Below are 21,569 nucleotides of genomic sequence, written 5' to 3'. Positions count from 1 at the left end.
AACATATCTCCGAACCGGCTTCGGAGCGCGCGCCCCTTAGCTTGTTCGTTAGGCAGGTTAATCTTTAAATTAAGAGAGTGCGAATATGGAACTACCAAAAGAATTATTTTCTAACCTGCGTGCAACTTTTGATGAAAAGTCATTTAACGATGCACTAAAACGAATATCAACTGGCAAGGCAATGCTGTTTACTGGCGCAGGGTTCTCTTTTGGGGCGAAGAATATTAAAGGTCAAGAACCTCCAAGAGCAGCAGATCTTGCGTTACAAATATCTAATCTTGGTGGCTTTAGTGAAGATGAAGATCTCAGATTTGCCGCAGATTATTATCTATCATTCGGTAGCAAGGAAAGTCTCATAAAGTTACTAAAGGAAAACTACACGCTTATAAGCACGACCGCGAGCCATGAAACAATATCAAGTAGCCAATGGAGAAGAATTTACACAACAAATTATGATAACTCCATAGAACTCTCTGCGAATAAAAAAGGAATAATAATTGAACAAATAACCACAAAAGACAGCCCAGAAAAATATTACAAAAAAAATAATATATGCGTCCATATAAATGGATCAATAACGAGCATATCAGAGGAATCAATAGAATCAGATTTTAAGTTATCAACCTCATCATATATTGCACCAGACTCATTTACAACATCAGCATGGTATTACTCATTTAAAAAGGATTTAGAGCGATCTAGCGCTATTGTATTCGTTGGATACTCGCTCTATGACATAGAGATACAGAAAATTTTATTCGGCTATCCAGAGTTCAAATCAAAAACTTTTTTCGTAATTGCAACAAACCCATCACAAAAAGAAGTGTTCTCTCTTTCCAAGTTTGGAACAGTCTTCCCAATAGGCATAGATTTTTTTGCAGAAAAACTAGCAGGCGCTATTGAAAAATACAAACCATCAAAAGAAGAACAAACACTACAATCTTTTCTAAAATATGAAAATAATAGCTCTGAAAATGATTTTACTGATTCAGAAATAATAAGATTTTTATTAAATGGCGAGATAGAAAATGAACGCATAAATAATGCCATCACAGGAATACAAAAACTACCATACTTAATTATAAGGGAGAATATATCACGAGCAACAAAACTAATAAGTGACAAGAAAAATATTGTAATTTTTAGCGAACTTGGGAATGGAAAAACAATTTTTTTAAAAGAGCTTGCATCATATTTATCGTTAAATGGCCATAACATATATTCTTTAGAAGACAGCGAAGGTGATTACATTGACGACCTAGAAAAAATATCCTCTCTTGATGTTAACACAATATTAATTATTGATGGATATGAAAAATATTTAGATTTTATTGGATATTTTGGCAATCTTAACCCCAATAAAATAAGGCTAATTTTAAGTTCGCGCACAGCATCTCATGAACATTTAAGAAGCACGCTTAGCAACATTTTTAATTTTCGAGAAATCAATATTGACTTACTATCTGAAAATGAAGTACTCGACTTTATAAAAATAATTGACAATATTGGCTGGTGGGGTGATTTGGCAAGACTATCTTCAACATTAAAAACAAGAAAAATACAGGATGACTACAAAAACCAGATTTCACTTACATTATTATCACTATTCAATGCCCCACAAATAAAAATTAGAATATCAAGTTTAATAGAAACAATATTTAAAGATGATGCACTTAAAAATATAGCCTTTGCAATTTGCATACTAGAAATTCTCGATTTACCATTAAAACCAAGTTTAATTTCAGAGATTTCTTTTAGTGATGATATATATTCACCAAAACTCAGAGAAAACAAACAATTTTGTCAACTCTTTTCCATAAAAGATGGGGAAATAAAATCAAAATCATCAATCTTCTCAACAATGCTATTGAGAGATTACTTTTCACCATCATTTATAATATCAAAATTACTGGATATAGTTGAGAAATATGAAAAATTAAATAAAAATAGCCACATTGAAGGGCAGTTATTTAAATCTTTATTAAGATTTTCTTTCGTGGAAAGGATGTTATCCGATAAAAACAAGAAAAATAATTTAGAAAGATATTATCAAGACCTTAAAATAAGAGTGCAATGGCTAAAAAATGAACCACACTACTGGCTTCAGTATGCCATGTCAAAAATAACATTCAAAGAATATGAAAATGCGCAAGCCATGCTATTGCAGGCTTATTCTTTAGCAAAAAACAAATCAAACTATGACATATCAAACATAGATACTCAACAAGCAAGAATATTTTTACTGAGGTCTATCGAAGAAACAAATCCAACCGAATCAGCAAATCTTTTTATCAATGCTCACAAGCTATTAAAGCCACTAGCAAATGATGTCTACAAATTTAGGCAAGTTACATTGTATGATGAAGTTTATAAGGCTAAATATCCTGAGTTTTCTAAAAAAAATCAAGTCAATTTTGAACACGCCTGCAAGAATATGAAAGAAAGCCTAGATGATGCGGAACTACACGGATTCATCAATGTGACAGAACAAAAGGTAATCTCACTAGCCATGGAAAAACTAACAGTAATAATCAAATTAATACAAGACTCTAGAAATAGTTGATTTTTAAGGCTAAGCCGTTCCTTATTCCCAGACATAATCCAGCCCTGTAGCCCTGTGGGGTGGGCATGTACTCATGCCTACCGCTTTCAGATCGGTAAAACCGGAAAGTCCCGCTCTCCGTAGCGAGCCTAACAAGTCATTCAAGTGGGACGCGGACTCAACCGCATTTCTCCGTGGGTATTGCAGCTAGCCGCGCCCCTTAATTTTTTCGTTAGGCGTGGGAATAGCGGATTCCGGTTGAGCCGGAAAGTGATTTGAAGGCTGGGTTCGGAGCGGAATCGGCGACGCGGATAAACCCGGCGAACCAGGGTTTCGAGAGCCGGGAGATTCGGGGATTCCGGCGCGGTTCCAGGTTTCGGGAAAGGCGAATCGCGGGTTTCCGCAAGTCCGGTTTCAAACCGGAACTTTCGGAATGGCGGAACCGGAAAGTCCGTTCTCTGTAGCGAGCCTAACAAGTCATTCAAGTGGGACGCGGACTCAACAGCATTTCTTCGTGGATATTGCAGCTAGCCGCGCCCCTTAATTTTTTCGTTAGGCGTTGAAGTAGTGGAATCCGGTGGAGCCGGAAAGTGGTTTGAAGGCTGGATTCGGAGCGGATCGGCGAGGCCGAGAAACCCGGCGAACCGGGGTTTCGATAACCGGGCGATTCGGGGATTCCGACGCGGTTCCCGGTTTTGGAAAAGGCGAATCGCGGGTTTCCGCAAGTTCGGTTTCAAACCGGAGCTTTCGGGATGGCGGAACCGGAAAGTCCGTTCTCCGTAGCAGGCCTAACAAGTCATTCAAGTGGGACGCGGACTCAACGGCATTTCTTCGTAGGTATTGCAGCTAGCCGCGCCCCTTAATTTTTTCGTTAGGCAGTTGTTTTTTACAGAAAGTCAGGGGTACATAATGTTGAAACCATTGGAACAGTGGATTTGCGATGTTTGTGGAGACGTAATAGAGTCACCAGAACAAGGCTATGTAATTTGGAGAAGTGATGAGCAGTATAGTGACTTCAGTTTCAAGGTAATTCACCAAAAAAAATGTGATATTAGTGAATTTCCATCATCGGCAGCAGTAGAAGATTTCCTTGGTGAGGCAGGTTTAAATTACTTACTTTCTTTTCTAAGTATTGGCCGAATAAAAATTTTACTTGGCCAGCACAGTGGAGGAAGCATCAAAGATATGCACGAATTTGTTGATTTTTTTCGCCGAATGCAAACCCCATATTACGAGGAAGCAAGAACAAAATTTTCCAATCATGACTTGCTAGAATGGTTCTCGGACTCAAACGAAGTATACCCATATCAAACCGAAGTTCTAAAAAAAATTATTTCTGGTTCATATTAAACAAGGCAAAGGTCATAGGATAGCTTGTTAACAAGCGCAACCCGTCTTTTGGATTTGGCGGAACCGGAAAGTCCGTTCTCCGTAGCCAGCCTAACAAATCATTCAAGTGGGACGCGGACTCAAGGGCATTTCTCCGTAGATATTGCAGCTAGCCGCGCCCCTTAATTTTGTCGTTAGGCGTTGGAATAGCGGGTTCTGGTTCAACCGGAAAGTGATTTGAAAGTTGGGTTCGGAGTGGACTGGCGGCGCGGATAAACCCCGCAAGGCTGGGTTTTGATGACCGGACAATTTATGGATTCCAGCGCGGTTCCCGGTTTCGGAATCGGTGGTTCCGGGAAAGCGGATCGCGGGTTTCCGAAAGTCCGGTTTCAAGCCGGAGTTTTCGGACTGGCGGAACCGGGAAATTCCGCTCTCCGTAGCTGGCCTAACAAACCATTGTTTCGGAATCGGTGGTTTGGGGAAAGTGGATCGAGGGTTTCCGAAAGTTCGGTTTCAAGCCGGGGTTTTCGGAATGGCGGAACCGGAAATTCCGCTCTCCGTAGCTGGCCTAATAAACCATTGTTTCGGAATCGGTGGTTTGGGGAAAGTGGATCGAGGGTTTCCGAAAGTCCTATTTCAAAACGGAGTTTTCGGAATGGTGGAACCGGAAAGCCCGCGCTCCGTGGCGGGCCTAACAAGCCATTCAAGTGGGACGCGGATTCGATGCCATATCTTCGTAGAAACGACAGAGCGCCGCGCCCCTTAATTTTGTCGTTAGGCTCTAGACAAAACCATGCTTACGCAACAGTTACTTTCAATGTACCGACGACTAGATATCGTAGGAAAAGCGACTGTGTTAGGCACAGTTATTTCTCTTATAAGTCTTGTTATCGCACTGTTTCCTAAGTCTGATAAATTGGAACTAAAAAATGATCAAGGCCTAGTCAAGCCGGAAGCCGTAACACATGAATCAAATATAAATATTAATAAAACCGGACTTTCTAAAAATTACACTTCGATCCGTGATAATGGTACTATAAATAATATTTCAGGTCACCACAATCATGTTAATAACAATAACAATGAAATTGGAACAATAAGCATAAATAATACAAATAAATATTCACAAACAAAATCTGAAATAAAAATTTCATCTGAACTCAGCAAAAAATCAGAAGAAATACAAAAACCATTTTCTACTGAACAACAAAATAACGAGTTTCAGCAAGCTTCAATATTTATTAATCAACCAATTCCAAATGAAATAATTATAAATAACAGTAAGCACACAATAAACCTCTCTTCTTCCCCTCCCGCGCTAATTACAGCAAGCCTTACTGCTCACTCATTGGACTTAAAACGCTGTGAAGAATACGCATTGGAAATTTTGGACAAGCTACATTTGGAAGTAGAGGATCATGATAATGGAACTATATTTGGATATGGGGATAAAAGTGTTGCATCAATTACATGCCATAAAATCAATGATAGCAGTTATGTGCAAATCGCGGTAACTAGTCAAAAAGAAGAAGCTGCCGAACTTATTATGAGCTATGTGAAAGATTATATAAAAATAAGTATCATAAATACAAGACTAGGGCAGTAGACATTATTAAAAACTGGTTTGTAACCCATATACTGCGATAGCCTAGCGCTCAGCAAGAAATCAATTAAAAATCAATTGGTTGAAAATGGGGCCAGACCATGTCGGGCTACCGGTATCGGAAAAGGTTTTTATAATGTCTAGTTGGCAGATTAAAGTACTTGCGTAACCTGCCATACGGATCGGTGGAACCAGAAATTCCGTTCTCCGTAGCGGGCCTAACGGGTCATTCAAGTGGGACGCGGTGCCAACAACATATCTCTGAATCGATTTCGGAGCGCCGCGCCCCTTAATTTTGTCGTTAGGCGCGGAAGTATCGGATTCCGGTTCAACCGGAAAGTGATTTGTAAAGCTGGTTTTGAATCGAACCGGCGATGCGGAGAAACTCCGCGAATTTGGGTTTCGATAACCGGGCGATGCGGGAGTTCCGGCACGGTTCCTGGTTTCGGAATTGGTGGTTCGGGGAAAGTGGATTGCGGGTTTCCGAAAGTCCGGTTTCAATGCGGGGTTTTCGGAATGGTGGAACCGGAAAGTCCCGCTCTCCGTAGCCGGCCTAACAAGTCATTCAAGTGGGACGCGGATTCGATGCCGTATCTTCGTAGGAACCACGGAGCGCCGCGCCCCTTAATTTTATCGTTAGGCAAATTTAAACTTGAGCATCACATGCTTTTAACTATCTATTAAAGGGGGGAAATAAAAATGGCGATTATAAATGAAGATGACCTTGGTAAAGCTTTAAAGAATAAACAAGATACTATTGAAATAGAAGGAAATTTAAAAGAAAAAGTACTGAGAATAAAAGCGACAGGGTCCGTATGCTGGGCTATCGCTATTGGCGCAATAGGAATTGCGGTAACTGTTCTATTAACAACAGGAGGAACAGGAGTAGCTGTTAGCGGCTTAGTTGGTGTTGGGGCTGTATCTGTACTAGGTATGCCAACAGCCATTTCAGCAGTGTCAATAGCTGTTGCTGCTGGTGGAATAGGCTCTCTTAACTCATTACGCAAATACAAAATTTTAAATCAAAACGATGGCCGCTTAATTTTGAAACGTACATAACAAATTGCGATGAGCAAGTTCCATCCTGGCCCACCATATTTCTTTCTATGCAAAAGTTGCGGACATAGATTTCAACGAATCTTAAAAATTGGCTTCTTTTGTCCAAAGTGCAAATCTCTAAAGATTGTAACCGACCCAACTATTTGCAAATAGCTTGCGTAGGATTAGTGGAATCAGTGGAAGCCAATAATCCCGCGGGAACCTGCCTAACATGTCGCTCAAATGGGATACGGACTCAACAACATTTCTCCGAATCGACTTCAGAGCGTTGCGCTCTTAATTCAATCGTTAAGTTAAGCAAATGCAAGAGGCTATTTTGTTTGCCCCCCGAATCCTCTTGCTTCCGAATATGGGGGTTTTGGAGTTATACACATGAGTGATATAGATAAAGAAGCCGCTATTGCTGGCGTTGCTGGTAGCGCTGTTGGTACGGCTGGTTCTATTGGAACTGTTGCTGCGGCGGGTTCTGTTGCGGGTTTAGGTGCAACTGGAATTACTTCTGGTTTAGCGGCAATCGGTGGTGTTGTTGGTGGCGGTATGGCTACAGGACTCGTAATAACGGCAGCCGCCCCTTTGGCAGTCGGTGCTGCCGCTTATGGTCTTTACAAGTGGCTTAAAGACTAAGATTCACGGCGGATTTAATGGGCCAGCGGCAAAATATCCAAGGACCATAAGTCCGCCTTTCGAATCAGCGGAACCGGATAATCCCGTTCTCCGCAGCGGGCCTAACAAGTCATTCAAGTGGGACGCGGACTCAACAGCATTTCTCCGAATCGATTGCGGAGCGCCGCGCCCCTTAATTTTGTCGTTAGGCGTTGAAGTAGCGAGTTCGGTGGATACTGGAAGGTTTTTAAGGCTGAATTAGCTTCATGGATTTCATTCGGGAATCTAGTCTCGAAACAAAGCCGAAACCCAGATGATTTTCGTAAATTTCGATCCCGATTACTTCGAGACGCTGGCAACTAGAAAATTACAGGAGTATGATTTTGGACCAGCGGCGGCGAAAGGTTACGGTATCCAAAACTTCAAAGCGTGACTCTATATTTGGACGCTTGTGCCCTACCCTGCCCTTTCAGAGCGGCGGAACCGGAAAGTTCGTTCTCCGTAGCAGCCTAACAAGTCATTCAAGTGGGACGCGGACTCAACAGCATTTCTTCGCGGATATTGAAGCTAGCCGCGCCCCTTAATTTTATCGTTCGTCGCGATTTAGGGTATTTGGATACATTAACGACCGGAACAAAATGGGCCAGGCCGTTGAATTTTTGTCTGGAAGGCTATACCCTCGCGTGGTGCATAACGGAGTTGATGCACCACGCGAGGGTATAGCCCTTCCCGGTGAACGTCTGCCCCATTTCGCCCCGGCTGTTAACGGGGGTTCAAAGTGTAAATCACGTCGAACTCTGCGTTGGAGCGAACACGGCGCGGAAAGGTTCGGTGGCAATAGATACTTCATCTGCGCGCCGCGTCGCTCAACTCCGTCCGTTAGACGCTTTGTTCCGGCTCGGCTTCGTAGCCGCTATGCTCGCCCCTAATTGCATATACTGGACACCCAAAGCAATCTGCCTCTTTTTGGATTATTTCGGCAGAAATATCATCTCGGATGCAAAGTATCCGGGCATCATCTTGAGAAATTATGTAATACATGTCGTTCTCCGTAGGTTAATTAGGTTTTGCGCCTAACAAGTTATCAACAAGGAGACGCGGGGCAAACAGCATATCTCCGTAGCTATTGCGGCTAGCCGCGCCCATCAGCTAATGCGTTAGGCGCGGTCTAATGAGTCTACACGCCAGAATAAACATAAATAATCGCCTCAATATCTTGAGGCTTATTATAACTTACTCCAAGCTGGTCCAATTGATGGCTTGTGGGCCAAAAATAAACCTTTTCAACCACAGGGTAAGTGATTTGCTCTTTAATTTGATTATCGCTTGGGAATATGACCCCAATAACATCACCATGCCTTGGTACGGCTTTGGCGTCAGGGATCAAAATTTTTTCGTTATGTTGGTTGTATACAATTATCTTCATGGTTTCCTCATTGCTTTATTGGTTTGGGAATTACCCTTCCGGCCCGCACTCCGTAGCCAGCCTAACAGGTTGTTGCAGGGGAAAAGCCCGCTCATAGTTTCGTGGTAATAGCAGGTTCAGGGTGGCGGGCTTTCCCCTGAACGCTTTCGTTAGGCAGCAGCCTCTCCGCGCTTAATCATGCTCCATCCAGCATCAATCCTGATGGCTATTTTCTGCGGATCGGTTAATCCAAGTTTCTCCACTCCAATCGGGCAGTGCCTTGAAGGGAATGAGTGATTCCGGCATTCATCCGGTCTCCGATCATATATCCCGCAAAAATAAAACGTACCACTGATAACCAAATGTGGGCACGGTTCCGGGGCGCTAATTGGAGACATGCGTAAACAACAATCTCCGCAATGCAGGCAATTCATAATTCCGTTCTCCGTAGGTAAAGCCTAACGTTTGTTCGACGGGACACGGGGGATAGACCGCGCCTTGTAACTGGTTTCCAGTGCCGCGCCCTTCAATGGGGCGTTAGGCCGCATTATTTCTTCGATATTCCCAAGCCATACGGAATCCACCCTCAAATATCAGTTCCATGGTTCTGGTTTTCATTATTTGGGGGCGGGCGTCAAAATACTCGTCCATAGCAGCATTCCGGGCGGACTCATATTCGGCGCGTTCAGCTTCGTAGCCCGGCCTAACCTTCGGATCAACGCGGACACCGCCGCTAAGTTCTTCGTTTGGGGTTCGCTTTGTATTCATTGTTCGGTTTCCTCGGGTTATTCGGTGGCGGCGGTGCCGGTTATCCTGAGCGTTAGGCGTGGAAGTAGCGGGTTTCGGTTAGGCTGGAAAGTGATTTGAAGGCTGGGTAATTCGGTAAGGTTCATTCGAGAATTTGGCTTCGAAATAAGGCTGAAACTCACTGTAATTTCGTCTTCGATGCCTGATTGACTGACAAAATTCTCTAAGCGGCGGAAATTCTGGCAAGGTAGCTTCCATGTCAATGATTGATAAGGAGAATGCCTTGGAAGGTTCCGCCCCGTTGCTGTATGAGCAGGCGTGCGTTTGGCTGCAAGCCGCGCCCTGGAAGGATGTCCGGCACAAGCAAACCGTGGCCTGGATGCTGGTGGGGTTGTTGTCCAGCCTCCATGTCGCGTTGCCCCAATGGATTCCGTCTGTGATCTGCCGCGCGCGGTTCGCGCAAAGCACCCAGAGGCGGTTCGCCCGATGGCTCCACAACCGCCGGATCTCGGTGCTGCACCTGTATGCCGCCTTGTTGAAGCCGGTGCTGGCGGATTTCCAGGACCGGCAGGTCTACCTGGCCCTGGATACGACGATGCTGTGGAACACCCACTGCGTGGTGTACATCTCGCTGATCTACCGGGGAAGGATGATCCCGTTGGCCTGGAAGGTGATGGAGCATCCCAGCGCCAGCGTGGCGTTCAAGGACTACCGCAGCCTGTTGGTGTTCCTGGAGCGGCAGTTCACGGGGCGGAAGGTCTATCTGCTGGCGGATCGCGGTTTCGTCCACCGCGAGTTGATGGGCTGGGTCAAGCGGACTCCCCGCTGGCATTTCCGCATCCGCCACAAGGCGGGCATCGGGCTTTACCGGTGGGACGGCGGACGCTTCCAGCCCTTGGCTTGGCACGCCTCCCCCGGCCAGGTGGTCTGCTACCACGGGGTGTACGTGACGGGGCACCATGAAAAGGTCCGCCTGGCAGTGGGATGGCAGAAGGGGGCCGAGGAACCCTGGGTGATCCTGAGCGACGAGCCCCCCTGGCCGGAGACCCTGGCCGAGTACGCCTTGCGCTTCGATATAGAAGAAGGTTTCTTGGACCAGAAATCCAATAGAGATGTTCCCAAGGCATCATAAATATTCTGTTCATAATTGTTACTGCAAGGTCCGCAGAGTAAGATCAATCGCAATTCCCCACGAATCCTTTTTAATGGTGCTTCCACAATGATCTTTAGCAGCCTTGACGACATCGGCAATGATCGTGTTTGCAAAGCCTTGACCGGACTTACCAAAGATCAGTTCAAGCATTTACTTCTGTTTTTTGAATCAACTTATCGTGACCAGTACGGTGGCCCTTCGCTCGACGCGCCTAGCCCCGCTTTCCCAGGCTATCTATCTAGCTTTGGACACCGGCTGTTTTTTGTCCTTTATTACTTGAAAAACTATCCCAGTTACGACGTACTGGGCTATCTCTTTGGTTTCAGTGGAGGCCATGCTTTCGATCATTTAGAAACACTGCTGCCCATCCTTCAAGCGAGCCTAGCCCATCTGAAAACACTTCCCGAACGTTCGGTCAAGACGGTTGAGGCGCTGGATAGACTCCTTGAAAAACAACCTACTATCATCATTGATGGCACGGAGCGGGCGACCCTCAGGCCCCAGGATAAATCCCAACAAGAGCAACGCTACAGCGGTAAAAAAAAACATCACGGCGTTAATAACCTAGTGATTGCCAACCCCGCCAAGAAAATCCTATTCCTTAGCTCCACCGTGCCGGGAAGTGTCCACGACTATGCCCTGTTTAAGACGGAATTTCCGCCCGCCTTGCCATGGTTTCAAAAGCAACTTATCGAGGTTGATCTCGGATTCCAAGGCATTAAAAATGATTATCCCCACGCACGGGCCATTCAAATCCCCCATAAAAAGCCAAAGAAGTCCAAAGCGAATCCTGATCCGAAATTAACACCAACACAGAAGAAACATAATCGGAAGCTTGCTAAAACCCGCGTGGCTGTTGAGCATGCCATCGGCGGGATGAAATGTCTGCATAGTTTAGTACATCGCTCAAGAAACCATCTGGCACATTTATTAGATACCTTCATTTATATTGGTGCTGGCCTCTGGAATTTTAAATTATCATTAAAAACAATAGGTTAGCTTGGGAACATGTCTAATGAAAAAGCGATCTTTTCTTTGGTTTTTTGATTTACTGATTCTAGTTTTTGAATTTTTGATTCAATTCTGCTTAGCGATGCCTTTGTATCCGATAATTCATTTGCAATCTGTTCTTTATCTTTTTCGGCTTTAGAAAACAACTCTTTATGGAATTGTACCAGTTGATTAATTTTAGTTTCAGATGTTGTATTTTTATCATTTGTTATTATTATACAAACCATATACATGAAATATGAATCAATAAGTGTTTTATCTATGTTTGTGTACTTTTGATAAAGCACCTCAGTACCTTTTTTTATTTCGGCATCAACAGAACCAGAACCAAGTCGTTTTGATATAATTGATGCTTCACCCTTAATGTCTTCTTGAAATAGTGTATTATTTGAATTTTTAAATTCTTTAGGCGGGTCACCGCACAAACTATCTGAAAAAGATTAAAATGCTGACATTAATAATATAAAAAATAGTACTAATTTAATTTTTGTTATTATTCTCATAATTACTTAAGTTAAAATATTTTATAGATAAATCGCCGGGACGCGGCGCGATCCTACGCCCACCAAGCGACCCCAGCAACAAGCGATCAACGAGACTTCCGCTTAAGCTTCGTGGCTGATACAGGAACCGGGGCCGCTGGCTTCCGGCTCTTGATGTGCCTGGATAGCCCGTTCGCCTTCATCCATTCGTACAGCGTGTCCGGGTTGCAGCCCAGGAGCCGGGCTATGCTGGTCTTGTGAACCCCTTTCGCCAACATTTCCTTGATTTTGTCCTGGTCCTTGTCCAGCTTGTGAACCGCCGAAACCCGCCCTTTCGGTCGGCCCAATGGCTTCCCCTCGGCCTTGCGGCGGGCCAGCGCCTCCGTGGTCCTAGCGCTGATGAATTCCCGCTCGATCTCCGCCGCCAATCCCAGCACCACCGCCGTAATCCTGCTGTTTAGGCTCCCGTCCATCACCATGTTGGACTTTGCCACATGAACTGCAATCTCCTGCTTGGCCGCTTCCTGGAGGATTTCCAGCACCTGCAGGGTGGAACGGGCCAGCCGGGAAATCTCCGCCACCACCAGCACATCCCCGGCCCTGGCTTGGTCCAGGAGCTTCCCCAGGTCGCGGGCCTTCCATGACTTCTTGCCGCTGGCCGTGTCCTCGAAAAAGGACAGCGGTTCGAGGCCGTGTTTCTTGGCGTACTCGATCACCCCGTGGCGCTGGTTGTTCAGGTCTTGGGCGTCGGTCGAGACCCTGATGTAGGCATAGGTGGTCATGCGCCAGTGTACCGGATCAGCCCTTTCAAACTGGAATAATCAATAACCCTATCCAATTCATAAATACCCCTACCGCGAGTCGAGAGCCATGCTAGAGCTATTCCGCCAGAAAATGCCCCTGTCCTGCCTGTTGTACGGCCTACTCGAACGCTGCTTTTCGGCGGAGAGGCTGGACCGGATTTTCCTGGAGAACGCCAAGGAGCAATACACGCGGGAAATCCTGTTCTCGACGGTATGCGACCTGATGCTGAGCGTCGTCCTCAAGGTCCATCCCTCGATCAACGCGGCTTATCAGAAACAGCCGGAACCCCTTGGGGTAACGGTATCCGCGCTGTACGAAAAACTCAAGGGCGTTGAATTACCCGTGTCCCAAGCCCTGCTGCGCGATACCTCGGAAGACCTATCGGCTATCCTCGATGCCTTGGGTTTCATCCCCGAACCCTGGTTGCCGGGATACCCGGTCCGCATCCTCGACGGCAACTGCCTGGCGGCGAGCGAGAAACGCCTCGCCGTCCACCAGAACGTCAGCGGGGCCGCGTTGCCGGGCAAGTCGCTGGTGGTGTTCGACCCGGAACGCCGCCTGATGCGGGACGTGTTCCCTTGCGAGGACGGCCATGCCCAGGAACGCCGCCTGCTCGACGCCGTGGCCGACAGCATGAAGGCCGGGGAACTGTGGATCGCCGACCGCAACTTCTGCACCCTGGGACTCCTCGGCCAAGTCCATGGCCGGGGCGCTTACGCCTTGATGCGCTTGCACCAGAACCTGCCGCTGACCGAGGAAACCCTGTTTTCCTGCGCCGATGAAAATGCGGGCCGGCGGCTATTGGAAAAGCGGGTCGGCGTGGCCGGGCGGCCCTATCGCCTGGTCCGCGTCGAACTCGAACAACCCAGCCGCGACGGAGACGCCTTCATCGACCTCCTGACCGACCTTCCCGCGGAGATACCCGCCGCCGCCGTCGCCGACCTCTACCGCAGGTGCTGGACCCTGGAAACCGCTTTCCAACACGTCGAAAAGCATTTCAATTCCGAGATCGAAACCCTGGCCTATCCCAAGGCCGCCCTGTTCGGCTTCGCCGTGGCCCTGGTGGCCTATAATATTTTCTCGGTGATGATCTCGGCGCTGGACTGCGCCCATCAAAAACCCGTGTCTAAGGATATCTCCGGGTATTATATCGCCCACGAGATCGCCGCCACTTTCCTCGCGCTCATCCAACTGGGCGAAGGCTTGGATTGGCGGTTCGTCGCCGCCTGCGCCCCGCCCGAATTCGCCGCCTGGCTGCGTGACACCGCCCGCCACGTCAATCTGCGCGCCCTGAAAAAGCATTCACGCGGCCCCAAACAGCCCAAAACCAAGCCTCCCTACGATCCTAAACAGCCTCATGTCTCGACTTATCAATTGCTTAGGGGTAAAAAGTAGTCACTTTGAAAGGGCTGGTGTACCGGTTTTAATGTAATGTTAATGGGTGAATTTTATCGTAATTAAACGACCGTTTTATTCCGATAAATCGAGTTTTGGGGGCTAATCCACTGTATTCCCCAAAGCTTTAATGGAATTGACGGGGAAAACGTGACGTTTTTCGAGAGATTTCGGAGGGTCAAAATGCAGTTTTTGGCGATCAAAAAGCATTACCGGAAGCGGGCCGATGGGCGCGAACACGCTCAAGCGCTCTACGTGCGGAAAAATCGGAAGTTCGGGGAAGTACTCGAACAGCGGCATATCAGCACGAAGCGGCCTGTTCTCATCACAGGTGCGCACGCCTCGGGAAAAAGCTACTGGCTCGACCGGCTCAGGAAGGACGCCGCTCGGGTGTGGGCGTCCAGGGCGGCGGAACCGCTTCATCTGGCCGCGGTTCGCCCGCTGTCGGCGTGGACGGATACCCGACAGCTTGAACTCTGGTGGGCCAGCCGGAAGAACTCCGACGATGACAGGCATTGGTCGCGGCTCAAGGCGTGGGAACGGGTGGACATGCTCCCGGAATACCTGCGGGAAACCGGCGCGGTGCTGTTCGTGGATGACGCGCACAACCTGAGCGGGCGAAAGCTCAAGTTGGTTCAAGACTGCGTGCGGGCCGCTGGTGTGTGGGTGATGACGGCGGCGGATGAAGGCCGGATAGCGCCGGGCCTGCGGAAAGATGTACTCGCCGCTGAACCACAAACGTTCCGCCTTGGTTCGGAAGTCGCTTATGACGCTACGCCCATGCTGATGTGGATTCTCATCATGGCCGCGATGATGGCCGGATCGTGGGAACTGGCGGCGGTGCTGGGCGGGTTGAAGATGCTGGGGAGTGGTCGCCGTGCCGCGAAACAAAACTAGCCCGGATTATTGGCCGTTCTTGGTGGGCCTGAATTTCTTATTGCTGCTGATATATCTGGCGGTGTTCCTGCTGGCTGTGTACGCCAGCATCAAACCGGCAAAGGCGTATGACTTCCCATGGCAAGACAAACCCGCCGAAGAACCGCCACCGCCGAAGATTCAACCCGCGCCGACTCGCGATAAAGCCCCGCTTCCGCCCCAGGTTCAACCATACAAAATCCCGCGCTTTGGTGGTCGGGAAGGAGATGATTTCCGCCATATATCCCCGATTAAACTTTCAAAGGAAATAGATGCTGATTCATTATTCAAGACAGTGGTTAATTGTTTCCCCGAAAGGCCGAAATGGGGTTTAGAAATCAAAGCTGTCGCAGGTGGCAGATATACCGAAAACAACACGGTATCCACATTCGACACAGCCGGGTTATCCAGGTATTACGCCGGTATCGTGGCGGAAATGCCCTTGTATTCCGCTGATGAGCAATTCCGTATGAGGGAACAAGAAGCCAAGCGGCGCGGCGAAGTGGCCGCGAACGTGGCGGCGCTTCTAAAGGCTTTGGCGGATCGGGATAGGGCGTTAAGGATGATCGGGATAGGTGAAAGCGTGGAAGCTCGAAGCCAAGAGCGGGTCCAGGCGGGAATAGCCCCGGCAGAAGAACAGATTGGCTATCTGAAAGAGGTTGCGACTGCTGCCGGGGATTTGGACGCGGCGCGGGCGGCGATAGTTGCGGCGCGGCTTGCCCTGGCCGGGCAATGCCGGGACGAGATTTACGACCAAGTTAATAATTATCTAGTCGAGGTAACTAGGTAAATGAAATGGATTAACCATGTTTTGATAGCCGGGGCCGTAACTGCGGTATGGAACCCGGTCTTGGTGCCGGTGGCCGTTGCCGGATCAACCGCGCCGGATTGGCTGGAATGGATTCCGCCGCTATTCGGTCGCCGGTCGCCGAAACATCGCACCGTCACGCACTTCGTTTCTTACTGGCTGCTGGGCCTGGCGTTCGGCCTGGTCTTGTGGGATTGGCATCATGTCGTGGCCGCGTTCGCCGCTGGTGGGCTTTCCCATGTCGTGGCCGATGCTTGCACGATCCAGGGCGTTCCGCTCGGGTGGTGGTCGGATCGGCGCTTTCATCTGTTCGGCGGCAGGTTTCGCACGGGCCAGAGCGGGGAATACTGGTTCGCCGGGGCTGTGGTCCTGGCGTGCGTTGCGGTGGGGATGCTTTCCCGACATTGGGGAGGCGGCGAGTTCTCGCCCTTCCTCTTCGACTGGGCCGACTACTACAAGTCGGGATTGATCGACGCGAAGGAGTGGAAGGACAACCGTTTCCGGTGGCTGTGATAGGAAAGGGGGTTACCCCCCCGTAATCAGATCCCAAAGTTCGTTAAGGACTTCTCGAACAATACAAGCAGTAACGTAACGTTCAACCAACTTCAAAAAACCATCAAATTTCTTATTTTTCATACACGTACCTCTTAAAACTCACTGCGGAATTGCGGTGAGGCACATGTATTTAGCGAGGAAAAAAAACGATGATCCTGGGGGGTTTTCCGGGCGCTGCCCTGGGGCTAGGTGTTGCTCCTGGTGCTGGGTGTAATCGACGCGAGGGAGTGGAAGGAGAACCGCTTTCGGTGACCGTGAAGTTATTTTTTTTTTAAACCCGAAAATGCCTGCTTCCCTGCTTCTTTCCAGTAACGGCGCGGGTTCCAGGGGAAGCAACCTGCTTTTTTCCTGCTTTTTCCTGCTTGCTTCCCCTCTATTCTGCTTCCTTGCTTCTCTGATTCTGGAGATTGGGATAGAAGCAGGATAGAAGCAGGATAGAAGCAGGGTTTTTGCCATGGAACCCTTGGAAATACTGGAAAGAAGCAAGGAAGCAGGCAAAAAACGCTTTCCTGGAAAAAAATAGTGGTCATGGCCTGTATGGGCGCTTTTCCAGCCAATAGCCTCGCAAGCCTTCGTTCTGGACTTGCTTGAATCCCATCCGCTTCAAATAGGCGTTTGCCATGCTGGCTTGCGCGGCCTTGGGTTCCTTGATGCCGCATTCGATCAAGATGCGCGTTGCCGTGTAATGCCGGTGGCCGAAACTCTTTTCCGTCTTCTCGACGTGGAAGGCTTCGGCTATCAGTTCATCCACTGGTGTTGTTTCGCTGTGCCGCTCGTGCCGCTCCTTGAGCATGGTTTCAAGCTCCGCGGCCTGGCCGAGCGGTTCACATTCCACGACTTGAAGGCCAAAGGTATCAGCGACACCGAGGAAACCGAGCGCCGGGCCGGGGCAGGGCACACCGATCCGAAAATCACGGAACGGGTCTACAACCGCAAGCCGGGGAGGGCGAAACCCGCCGGGAAGGAATGATTTTCGGAATTTTTTTCGGAAAAACAAAAAGGCTTACCCGGAAAACCGCGTAAGCCTTTGTTTTGTATGGTGGCCAGGGACGGAATCGAACCGCCGACACGGGGATTTTCAATCCCCTGCTCTACCAACTGAGCTACCTAGCCGCTTGAGCCGCCTATTAAACAATGTTCTGGGGGGTGAGTCAAGCCTTATGTTTAAAAAAGATGAAGCGGTACCATCCTGCCAGTGCCCGGCGCTTGCCGATAGCTACTCACAGTTCATCCGCTTGAGGAAGTCTTGCAAGCTTTGGCCTTCGGCATCGGTGAAAGCCGCATCTTCCGGCTGTAGGCTTTGCATCCGGTCCAGGCGGAAGCTACGGAAGTCGGCGCGTAGCTCGCACCAGCCGACCAAGGTCCAGACATTGCCCCAAAAGTACAAGCCCAGCGGTCGGATGCGGCGCAGGCTTTGCTCGCCGTCGGCGCGGCGATAGCTCATGGTGATCACGCGCTTGTCGTCGATGGCTTTGCGGCAAATATCCAGGTCGATATCCAAGTCCTGGCGCTGCGAGAACCTTGGCGAAAACAGCTTGCTGTCTTCGATCTTGGTTTTGAGTTCGGCGGGGATGACGGCGGTGATCTTGTCCAGCGCCGATTGCGCCGAGCAACCCAACTCGGTGCCCGCCCAGGTCTTGGCCATCCGCGCACCGACCACCAAAGCCTGGATTTCGTCGGCGCTGAACATGATCGGTGGAATGTCGATGGTATGCCGCAAGCGGTAGCCGACGCCGGCCTCGCCTTCCACGGGTACGCCGGACAGGCTGATATCCTGGATATCCCGGTAGATGGTGCGCTCGGATACTTCCAGGCGCTCGGCAAGCGCCTTGGCCGTCACCAAGCGTTTATTACGCAGGATTTGTACGATCTGGAACAGTCGGTCGGCGCGGCGCATCGTGGAATGGGGGGCCGGATCAGCGGCCCCCGGCGGATGGATCAGGCCCGTGAATATAAACCGACACGGTTGCCTTCGCTGTCCAAGAACAGCGCGAAATAACCGCATTCACCGTCGTGGATCGGCGTTTTCGGCACCAGTACGCTGCCACCGTTTTGAATGGCCTTGTCCAGCGGCGTGTTGAGGTTCTCGCCGCCGTTGAGGTATACCACCGCGCCGGTTGGGCTGGGTTGATACTGCTCGCCCAGCACCAGCATACCACTGACGGCCCCGGCCTCGGCATCGAAGATCGCCAGTTGGAAACCGTTCATTTCCTCGTCTTTGAACCCGGCATCCAGCACATTCCGATAAAAGCTTTGTGCGCGTTGCATATCGATCACCGGCAGTTCAAACCAGGTGGCTATATGGCTATTCATGGTCCGCTCCATAATGAAGTGTTAAGGAGCGGCCATGGTATTGCGGTTCTCCTGACAGCGTGGTGTCAGTAGTGTTTGGCCATTAGGTAATTTCCCGGAAGGGGATTCGTCGCCGATCCGCGCCATCTATCCGGCTTCACAGCCACCGTTTGCAAAGGTGGGCGTGGGTACATGTCCACCCTGCGCCGAGCGTACACCCAAACCGAAAGCGCCCTAGCCCAGTTCCGCCAGGGTACGGATCGGCGGCAAGCAAGCCGTCCCGGTGCAGACATAGGCCACTTCGCCCGCCTCGGCTATCCGCCCGGCCAAATCCCCCGGCAAATCGCCGATGTCATTGGGAATGGAAAACACCCAGCGCCGGGGATCGGCCTGCCGCGCCGTCGCGGCCCACAGGGGCAGCGCTTCGGGCTGGCCGCGCAGGATCACGCATTCCGGCGGCTCGAACCACTCGGCCAGGGCGGTGAGCAGCGCCCCATGGCTGTGTGGATATTGGTCCAAGGCCGTGGCGGCGGAAACCAGGGTGCGTTCCGCCGCCGTGGTGTAGCGCATATCCCCCACCAAGCACCCCAGCCGCAGCAAGGCCAGGGCCGCGACACCATTGCCCGAGGCCATGGATTCGTCGGCGTAGCTCTTGGGGCGGTGGATCAGGGTTTCATGGTCGCGGGCGGTGAAGAAGAAACCGCCGTGGTCCCCATCCTCGAAATCCGCCAGCAAGCGGTCGGCCAGTGCCAGCAGCCAAGCCAGATCGGCGCTCTGCCAACGGCATTGCAGCAATTCCAGCCCCGCCGCCAGCAAAAAGGCGTAATCGTCCAGATAGGCGCGTAGCCGCGACTTGCCGTCTTTGTCGGTCGCCAGTAAATGTCCGTCCGCGTCCACGCAGGCCCGCCGCAGGCAGGCGAAGGCTTGTTCCGCCGCCGCGATGAAATCCGGGCGTTCCAACAGCCGCCCGGCCTGGGCCAAGCCCGCGATCATCAGGCCGTTCCAGGCGGTCAGCAGTTTGTCGTCCAGGCCGGGCCGCACCCGGGTTTCCCGCGCCGCGTAGAGTTTGATCCGCGCCGCCGCCAAACGCCGTTCCGCTTCATCCACGGCGATATCCAACCGCGCCGCCACTTGCGGCAAGGGTAGCGCCACCTGCACATGCCAAGCCTCGCCCTCGAAATTGGGCCGCTGGTCCAGGCCGAAATGCGGCTCGACCACGGCGTATTCCTCCGGGCCGAGCAGCGCCCGGACCTGGGCCGGGGTCCACAGGTAATACCTGCCTTCCTCGCCTTCGGAATCGGCGTCCAGGGCGGCGTAGAAGCCGCCTTCGGGCGAGCGCATCTCGCGGATGGCCCATTCGGCGGTGGCGATGGCGGCGTCCCGGAACAAGGGCAAGCCGGTGGCCCGGTGGGTTGCCGCGTACAGGCCCAGCAACGCGCCATTGTCGTACAGCATCTTCTCGAAATGGGGAATCCGCCAGGCCGCGTCCACCGAATAGCGGCAGAAGCCGCCGCCGATCTGGTCGAACAAGCCGCCTTCGGCCATCTTGGCGAGGCTGGTGGCGACCACCGCCAGCGCGTCCGGGTCGGGCGGCGCGTCCGCTTCGGCCCGCCGCAGCAAGAAGCCCAGGTTGGCGGCCTGCGGGAATTTGGGCGCGCCGCCGAAGCCGCCGTTCACCGGATCGAAGGCGTCCAGCAGCGCGTGCCGGGCCTGGTCCAGCACCGCCGGGTCCAGGGGGACACCGCCATCTTGTGCTTGCGCCGTCGCCAGCAGGTTGGCCAGATAATCGTGGTGTTTGTGCAAATCGTCCTTGCGTTCGTGGTAATACGCCGCCACCCGCTGCATGACGGTGACGAAGCCCGGCAATTGATAGCGGGCGGTCTTGGGGAAATAAGTCCCGGCGAAGAACGGCAGATGGTTGTGCGGGTTCAAGAACACCGTCAGCGGCCAGCCCCCGCCGCGCCGGGCCATGATCTGATGGGCGAGTTGGTAGATTTTGTCGAGGTCGGGGCGTTCCTCGCGGTCCACCTTGATGTTGACGAACAAGCCGTTCATCACCTGGGCCGTGTCTTCGTCCTCGAAGGACTCGTGGGCCATGACATGGCACCAATGGCAGGCGGAATAGCCGATGGACAACAGGATGGGTTTGTCCTCGCGCCGGGCCAGGTCCAAGGCTTCCTGGCACCAGGGGTACCAATCCACCGGATTGTGGGCGTGTTGGCGCAGGTAGGGGCTGGTTTCGGCGGCGAGGCGGTTGTGGTGGGCGCTATGCATGGGGAATTCCTCGTGGAGAACCTGGGGGATGGTTCCACACTGTAGCAGTAGGAAATTCCGAAAACAGTAGGCGAACCGCGAATACCGGGTTTCCCCGCCCATGAAGGAGGGCGGTTCGGGGGCCGCCCTGCCCGAGCAATGCTGGAACGTCCGGGGCGTAGAAGCTGTCTGGCAAAAATTCAGGCGCATTTGGCAAGGGTGGCCCGCAGCATGGCGATGCGGATGACATTCTCGGCGGTGCCGGTATTCCAATAGTCGGCGGGGACCGCGTACACGGTGAAATGCTTGGCCAGTGCGAGGACGACTTTCCCGGATAGGTCCAGTTGTGTCCTCAGCGTATGCAAGAGCACCAAGGCCGGGCCTTCGCCCGCGGCGATATGGCGCAGGCGGATGCCGTTGACGGTGACATAGCGGACTGGGATATCCGGTGCCCAGGGCAGCCGTTCCGGGGTGGCGGGGATGGGCCGCATCGCCTTGATGGCGAAGGAAGCCAGCACGACGGCGGCACCCACGGCGGCCAGCCAGATGAGGGTAAGAATCAGGGTGTTAGACATGGCATCCTCTTGGGGTTTGTGTGAAATCAGGTTCGACG

At 51.0% G+C, this 21,569-nt stretch carries 21 protein-coding genes and 1 tRNA gene; 11 read left to right on the top strand and 11 right to left on the bottom strand.

The annotated features are described in order from the left end of the window. Window positions 1-85: 85 nt before the first annotated feature. The 5 genes from B9N93_RS12535 (at window position 86) to B9N93_RS12525 (ending at window position 7,157) form a co-directional block, all read left to right on the top strand. Window positions 86-2,563 (top strand): SIR2 family protein, encoded by a 2,478-nt coding sequence (locus B9N93_RS12535; protein ID WP_085214127.1) that lies wholly within the window; start codon window positions 86-88, stop codon window positions 2,561-2,563. An 888-nt stretch (window positions 2,564-3,451) separates the two neighbouring features. Next, a complete protein-coding gene (locus B9N93_RS24715) occupies window positions 3,452-3,892 on the top strand; it encodes a hypothetical protein (protein WP_125468963.1) in 441 nt (146 codons plus the stop codon). 772 nt (window positions 3,893-4,664) lie between these two features. After that, the gene (locus B9N93_RS24710; RefSeq protein ID WP_139826512.1) at window positions 4,665-5,477 is read left to right on the top strand and encodes a hypothetical protein; all 813 of its coding nucleotides are present in this window, start codon (window positions 4,665-4,667) and stop codon (window positions 5,475-5,477) included. 696 nt (window positions 5,478-6,173) lie between these two features. Further along, window positions 6,174-6,533, top strand: a complete 360-nt coding sequence (locus tag B9N93_RS12530) for a hypothetical protein (protein WP_085214125.1) — start codon at window positions 6,174-6,176, stop codon at window positions 6,531-6,533. 372 nt (window positions 6,534-6,905) lie between these two features. After that, a complete protein-coding gene (locus tag B9N93_RS12525) occupies window positions 6,906-7,157 on the top strand; it encodes a hypothetical protein (RefSeq protein WP_085214123.1) in 252 nt (83 codons plus the stop codon). Between the two features lie 1,156 nt (window positions 7,158-8,313). On the opposite strand, the gene B9N93_RS24705 is transcribed toward B9N93_RS12525, so the two are convergent. After that, complete coding sequence (locus B9N93_RS24705; protein ID WP_125468961.1) at window positions 8,314-8,562, bottom strand: hypothetical protein; 249 nt, start codon at window positions 8,560-8,562, stop codon at window positions 8,314-8,316. Window positions 8,563-9,078: 516 nt separating this feature from the next. After that, complete coding sequence (locus B9N93_RS12515) at window positions 9,079-9,309, bottom strand: hypothetical protein (RefSeq protein WP_085214119.1); 231 nt, start codon at window positions 9,307-9,309, stop codon at window positions 9,079-9,081. Window positions 9,310-9,544: 235 nt separating this feature from the next. On the opposite strand from B9N93_RS12515, the gene B9N93_RS12510 reads away from it, so the two are divergent. Continuing rightward, window positions 9,545-10,420 carry a hypothetical protein gene (locus B9N93_RS12510; RefSeq protein ID WP_125468960.1) on the top strand — a complete coding sequence of 292 codons (876 nt, stop codon included), beginning with the start codon at window positions 9,545-9,547 and terminating at the stop codon, window positions 10,418-10,420. Between the two features lie 87 nt (window positions 10,421-10,507). Continuing rightward, window positions 10,508-11,440 (top strand): transposase family protein, encoded by a 933-nt coding sequence (locus B9N93_RS12505; protein WP_085214115.1) that lies wholly within the window; start codon window positions 10,508-10,510, stop codon window positions 11,438-11,440. Here the strand turns inward: B9N93_RS12505 and B9N93_RS24700 are convergent. Further along, entirely contained in the window at window positions 11,437-11,877 is a 441-nt protein-coding gene (locus B9N93_RS24700) for a hypothetical protein (protein WP_125468959.1), read from the bottom strand. The two genes, B9N93_RS12505 and B9N93_RS24700, sit on opposite strands and share 4 nt — an antisense overlap. Before the next feature lie 164 nt (window positions 11,878-12,041). After that, window positions 12,042-12,716: a recombinase family protein gene (locus B9N93_RS12500; protein ID WP_085214113.1), complete on the bottom strand. Its 675-nt coding sequence runs from the start codon at window positions 12,714-12,716 to the stop codon at window positions 12,042-12,044. 88 nt (window positions 12,717-12,804) lie between these two features. Between B9N93_RS12500 and B9N93_RS12495 the strand changes: the two genes are divergently transcribed. From B9N93_RS12495 to B9N93_RS12475, 4 genes are all read left to right on the top strand, one after another. Beyond that, the gene (locus B9N93_RS12495) at window positions 12,805-14,133 is read left to right on the top strand and encodes a transposase (RefSeq protein ID WP_085212290.1); all 1,329 of its coding nucleotides are present in this window, start codon (window positions 12,805-12,807) and stop codon (window positions 14,131-14,133) included. Between the two features lie 183 nt (window positions 14,134-14,316). Continuing rightward, window positions 14,317-15,030, top strand: coding sequence for a hypothetical protein (locus B9N93_RS12490; protein WP_085214111.1), 714 nt, complete (start codon window positions 14,317-14,319; stop codon window positions 15,028-15,030). Then, window positions 15,011-15,838 carry a hypothetical protein gene (locus B9N93_RS24695; protein ID WP_125468958.1) on the top strand — a complete coding sequence of 276 codons (828 nt, stop codon included), beginning with the start codon at window positions 15,011-15,013 and terminating at the stop codon, window positions 15,836-15,838. The genes B9N93_RS12490 and B9N93_RS24695 overlap by 20 nt, the downstream gene beginning before the upstream one ends. Further along, a complete protein-coding gene (locus B9N93_RS12475) occupies window positions 15,839-16,369 on the top strand; it encodes a metal-dependent hydrolase (RefSeq protein WP_085214105.1) in 531 nt (176 codons plus the stop codon). It begins immediately after the preceding gene. 302 nt (window positions 16,370-16,671) lie between these two features. Here B9N93_RS12475 and B9N93_RS24690 read toward each other — a convergent pair whose 3' ends face one another. The 7 genes from B9N93_RS24690 to B9N93_RS12440 all read right to left on the bottom strand — a co-directional run bounded on the left by B9N93_RS24690 (window position 16,672) and on the right by B9N93_RS12440 (window position 21,531). Continuing rightward, entirely contained in the window at window positions 16,672-16,941 is a 270-nt protein-coding gene (locus tag B9N93_RS24690; protein ID WP_125468957.1) for a hypothetical protein, read from the bottom strand. After that, window positions 16,938-17,408 (bottom strand): hypothetical protein, encoded by a 471-nt coding sequence (locus B9N93_RS24685; RefSeq protein ID WP_125468956.1) that lies wholly within the window; start codon window positions 17,406-17,408, stop codon window positions 16,938-16,940. Before B9N93_RS24685 ends, B9N93_RS24690 begins: the two co-directional genes overlap by 4 nt. A 40-nt stretch (window positions 17,409-17,448) precedes the next feature. Then, window positions 17,449-17,524: transfer RNA gene (locus B9N93_RS12460), tRNA-Phe, on the bottom strand. Window positions 17,525-17,627: 103 nt separating this feature from the next. After that, window positions 17,628-18,308 carry a helix-turn-helix transcriptional regulator gene (locus B9N93_RS12455; protein WP_085214099.1) on the bottom strand — a complete coding sequence of 227 codons (681 nt, stop codon included), beginning with the start codon at window positions 18,306-18,308 and terminating at the stop codon, window positions 17,628-17,630. 41 nt (window positions 18,309-18,349) lie between these two features. After that, complete coding sequence (locus B9N93_RS12450) at window positions 18,350-18,724, bottom strand: VOC family protein (RefSeq protein WP_085216267.1); 375 nt, start codon at window positions 18,722-18,724, stop codon at window positions 18,350-18,352. Between the two features lie 213 nt (window positions 18,725-18,937). Further along, a complete protein-coding gene (locus tag B9N93_RS12445) occupies window positions 18,938-20,977 on the bottom strand; it encodes a thioredoxin domain-containing protein (protein WP_085214097.1) in 2,040 nt (679 codons plus the stop codon). A gap of 179 nt (window positions 20,978-21,156) precedes the next feature. Continuing rightward, a complete protein-coding gene (locus B9N93_RS12440) occupies window positions 21,157-21,531 on the bottom strand; it encodes an alpha/beta fold hydrolase (protein WP_085214095.1) in 375 nt (124 codons plus the stop codon). Window positions 21,532-21,569: the final 38 nt, after the last annotated feature.

The sequence above is a fragment of the Methylomagnum ishizawai genome (assembly GCF_900155475.1).
In the GTDB taxonomy this organism is placed as follows: domain Bacteria; phylum Pseudomonadota; class Gammaproteobacteria; order Methylococcales; family Methylococcaceae; genus Methylomagnum; species Methylomagnum ishizawai_A.
The sequence above is the reverse complement of the archived record's forward strand: the minus strand, read 5'-3'. Positions and strand labels throughout refer to the sequence as shown.

What these genes read in the sequence shown, in the direction of transcription:
- B9N93_RS12525 (WP_085214123.1), top strand. Translation starts at nt 6,906, where the DNA reads ATGAGTGATATAGATAAAGAAGCCGCTATTGCTGGCGTTGCTGGTAGC.
- B9N93_RS12495 (WP_085212290.1), top strand. Translation starts at nt 12,805, where the DNA reads ATGCTAGAGCTATTCCGCCAGAAAATGCCCCTGTCCTGCCTGTTGTAC.
- B9N93_RS12505 (WP_085214115.1), top strand. Translation starts at nt 10,508, where the DNA reads ATGATCTTTAGCAGCCTTGACGACATCGGCAATGATCGTGTTTGCAAA.
- B9N93_RS12530 (WP_085214125.1), top strand. Translation starts at nt 6,174, where the DNA reads ATGGCGATTATAAATGAAGATGACCTTGGTAAAGCTTTAAAGAATAAA.
- B9N93_RS24705 (WP_125468961.1), bottom strand. Translation starts at nt 8,562, where the DNA reads ATGAAGATAATTGTATACAACCAACATAACGAAAAAATTTTGATCCCT.
- B9N93_RS12475 (WP_085214105.1), top strand. Translation starts at nt 15,839, where the DNA reads ATGAAATGGATTAACCATGTTTTGATAGCCGGGGCCGTAACTGCGGTA.
- B9N93_RS24690 (WP_125468957.1), bottom strand. Translation starts at nt 16,941, where the DNA reads ATGACCACTATTTTTTTCCAGGAAAGCGTTTTTTGCCTGCTTCCTTGC.
- B9N93_RS24715 (WP_125468963.1), top strand. Translation starts at nt 3,452, where the DNA reads ATGTTGAAACCATTGGAACAGTGGATTTGCGATGTTTGTGGAGACGTA.
- B9N93_RS12455 (WP_085214099.1), bottom strand. Translation starts at nt 18,308, where the DNA reads ATGCGCCGCGCCGACCGACTGTTCCAGATCGTACAAATCCTGCGTAAT.
- B9N93_RS12445 (WP_085214097.1), bottom strand. Translation starts at nt 20,977, where the DNA reads ATGCATAGCGCCCACCACAACCGCCTCGCCGCCGAAACCAGCCCCTAC.
- B9N93_RS12440 (WP_085214095.1), bottom strand. Translation starts at nt 21,531, where the DNA reads ATGTCTAACACCCTGATTCTTACCCTCATCTGGCTGGCCGCCGTGGGT.
- B9N93_RS12510 (WP_125468960.1), top strand. Translation starts at nt 9,545, where the DNA reads ATGTCAATGATTGATAAGGAGAATGCCTTGGAAGGTTCCGCCCCGTTG.
- B9N93_RS12500 (WP_085214113.1), bottom strand. Translation starts at nt 12,716, where the DNA reads ATGACCACCTATGCCTACATCAGGGTCTCGACCGACGCCCAAGACCTG.
- B9N93_RS12515 (WP_085214119.1), bottom strand. Translation starts at nt 9,309, where the DNA reads ATGAATACAAAGCGAACCCCAAACGAAGAACTTAGCGGCGGTGTCCGC.
- B9N93_RS12490 (WP_085214111.1), top strand. Translation starts at nt 14,317, where the DNA reads ATGCAGTTTTTGGCGATCAAAAAGCATTACCGGAAGCGGGCCGATGGG.
- B9N93_RS24710 (WP_139826512.1), top strand. Translation starts at nt 4,665, where the DNA reads ATGCTTACGCAACAGTTACTTTCAATGTACCGACGACTAGATATCGTA.
- B9N93_RS12450 (WP_085216267.1), bottom strand. Translation starts at nt 18,724, where the DNA reads ATGAATAGCCATATAGCCACCTGGTTTGAACTGCCGGTGATCGATATG.
- B9N93_RS12535 (WP_085214127.1), top strand. Translation starts at nt 86, where the DNA reads ATGGAACTACCAAAAGAATTATTTTCTAACCTGCGTGCAACTTTTGAT.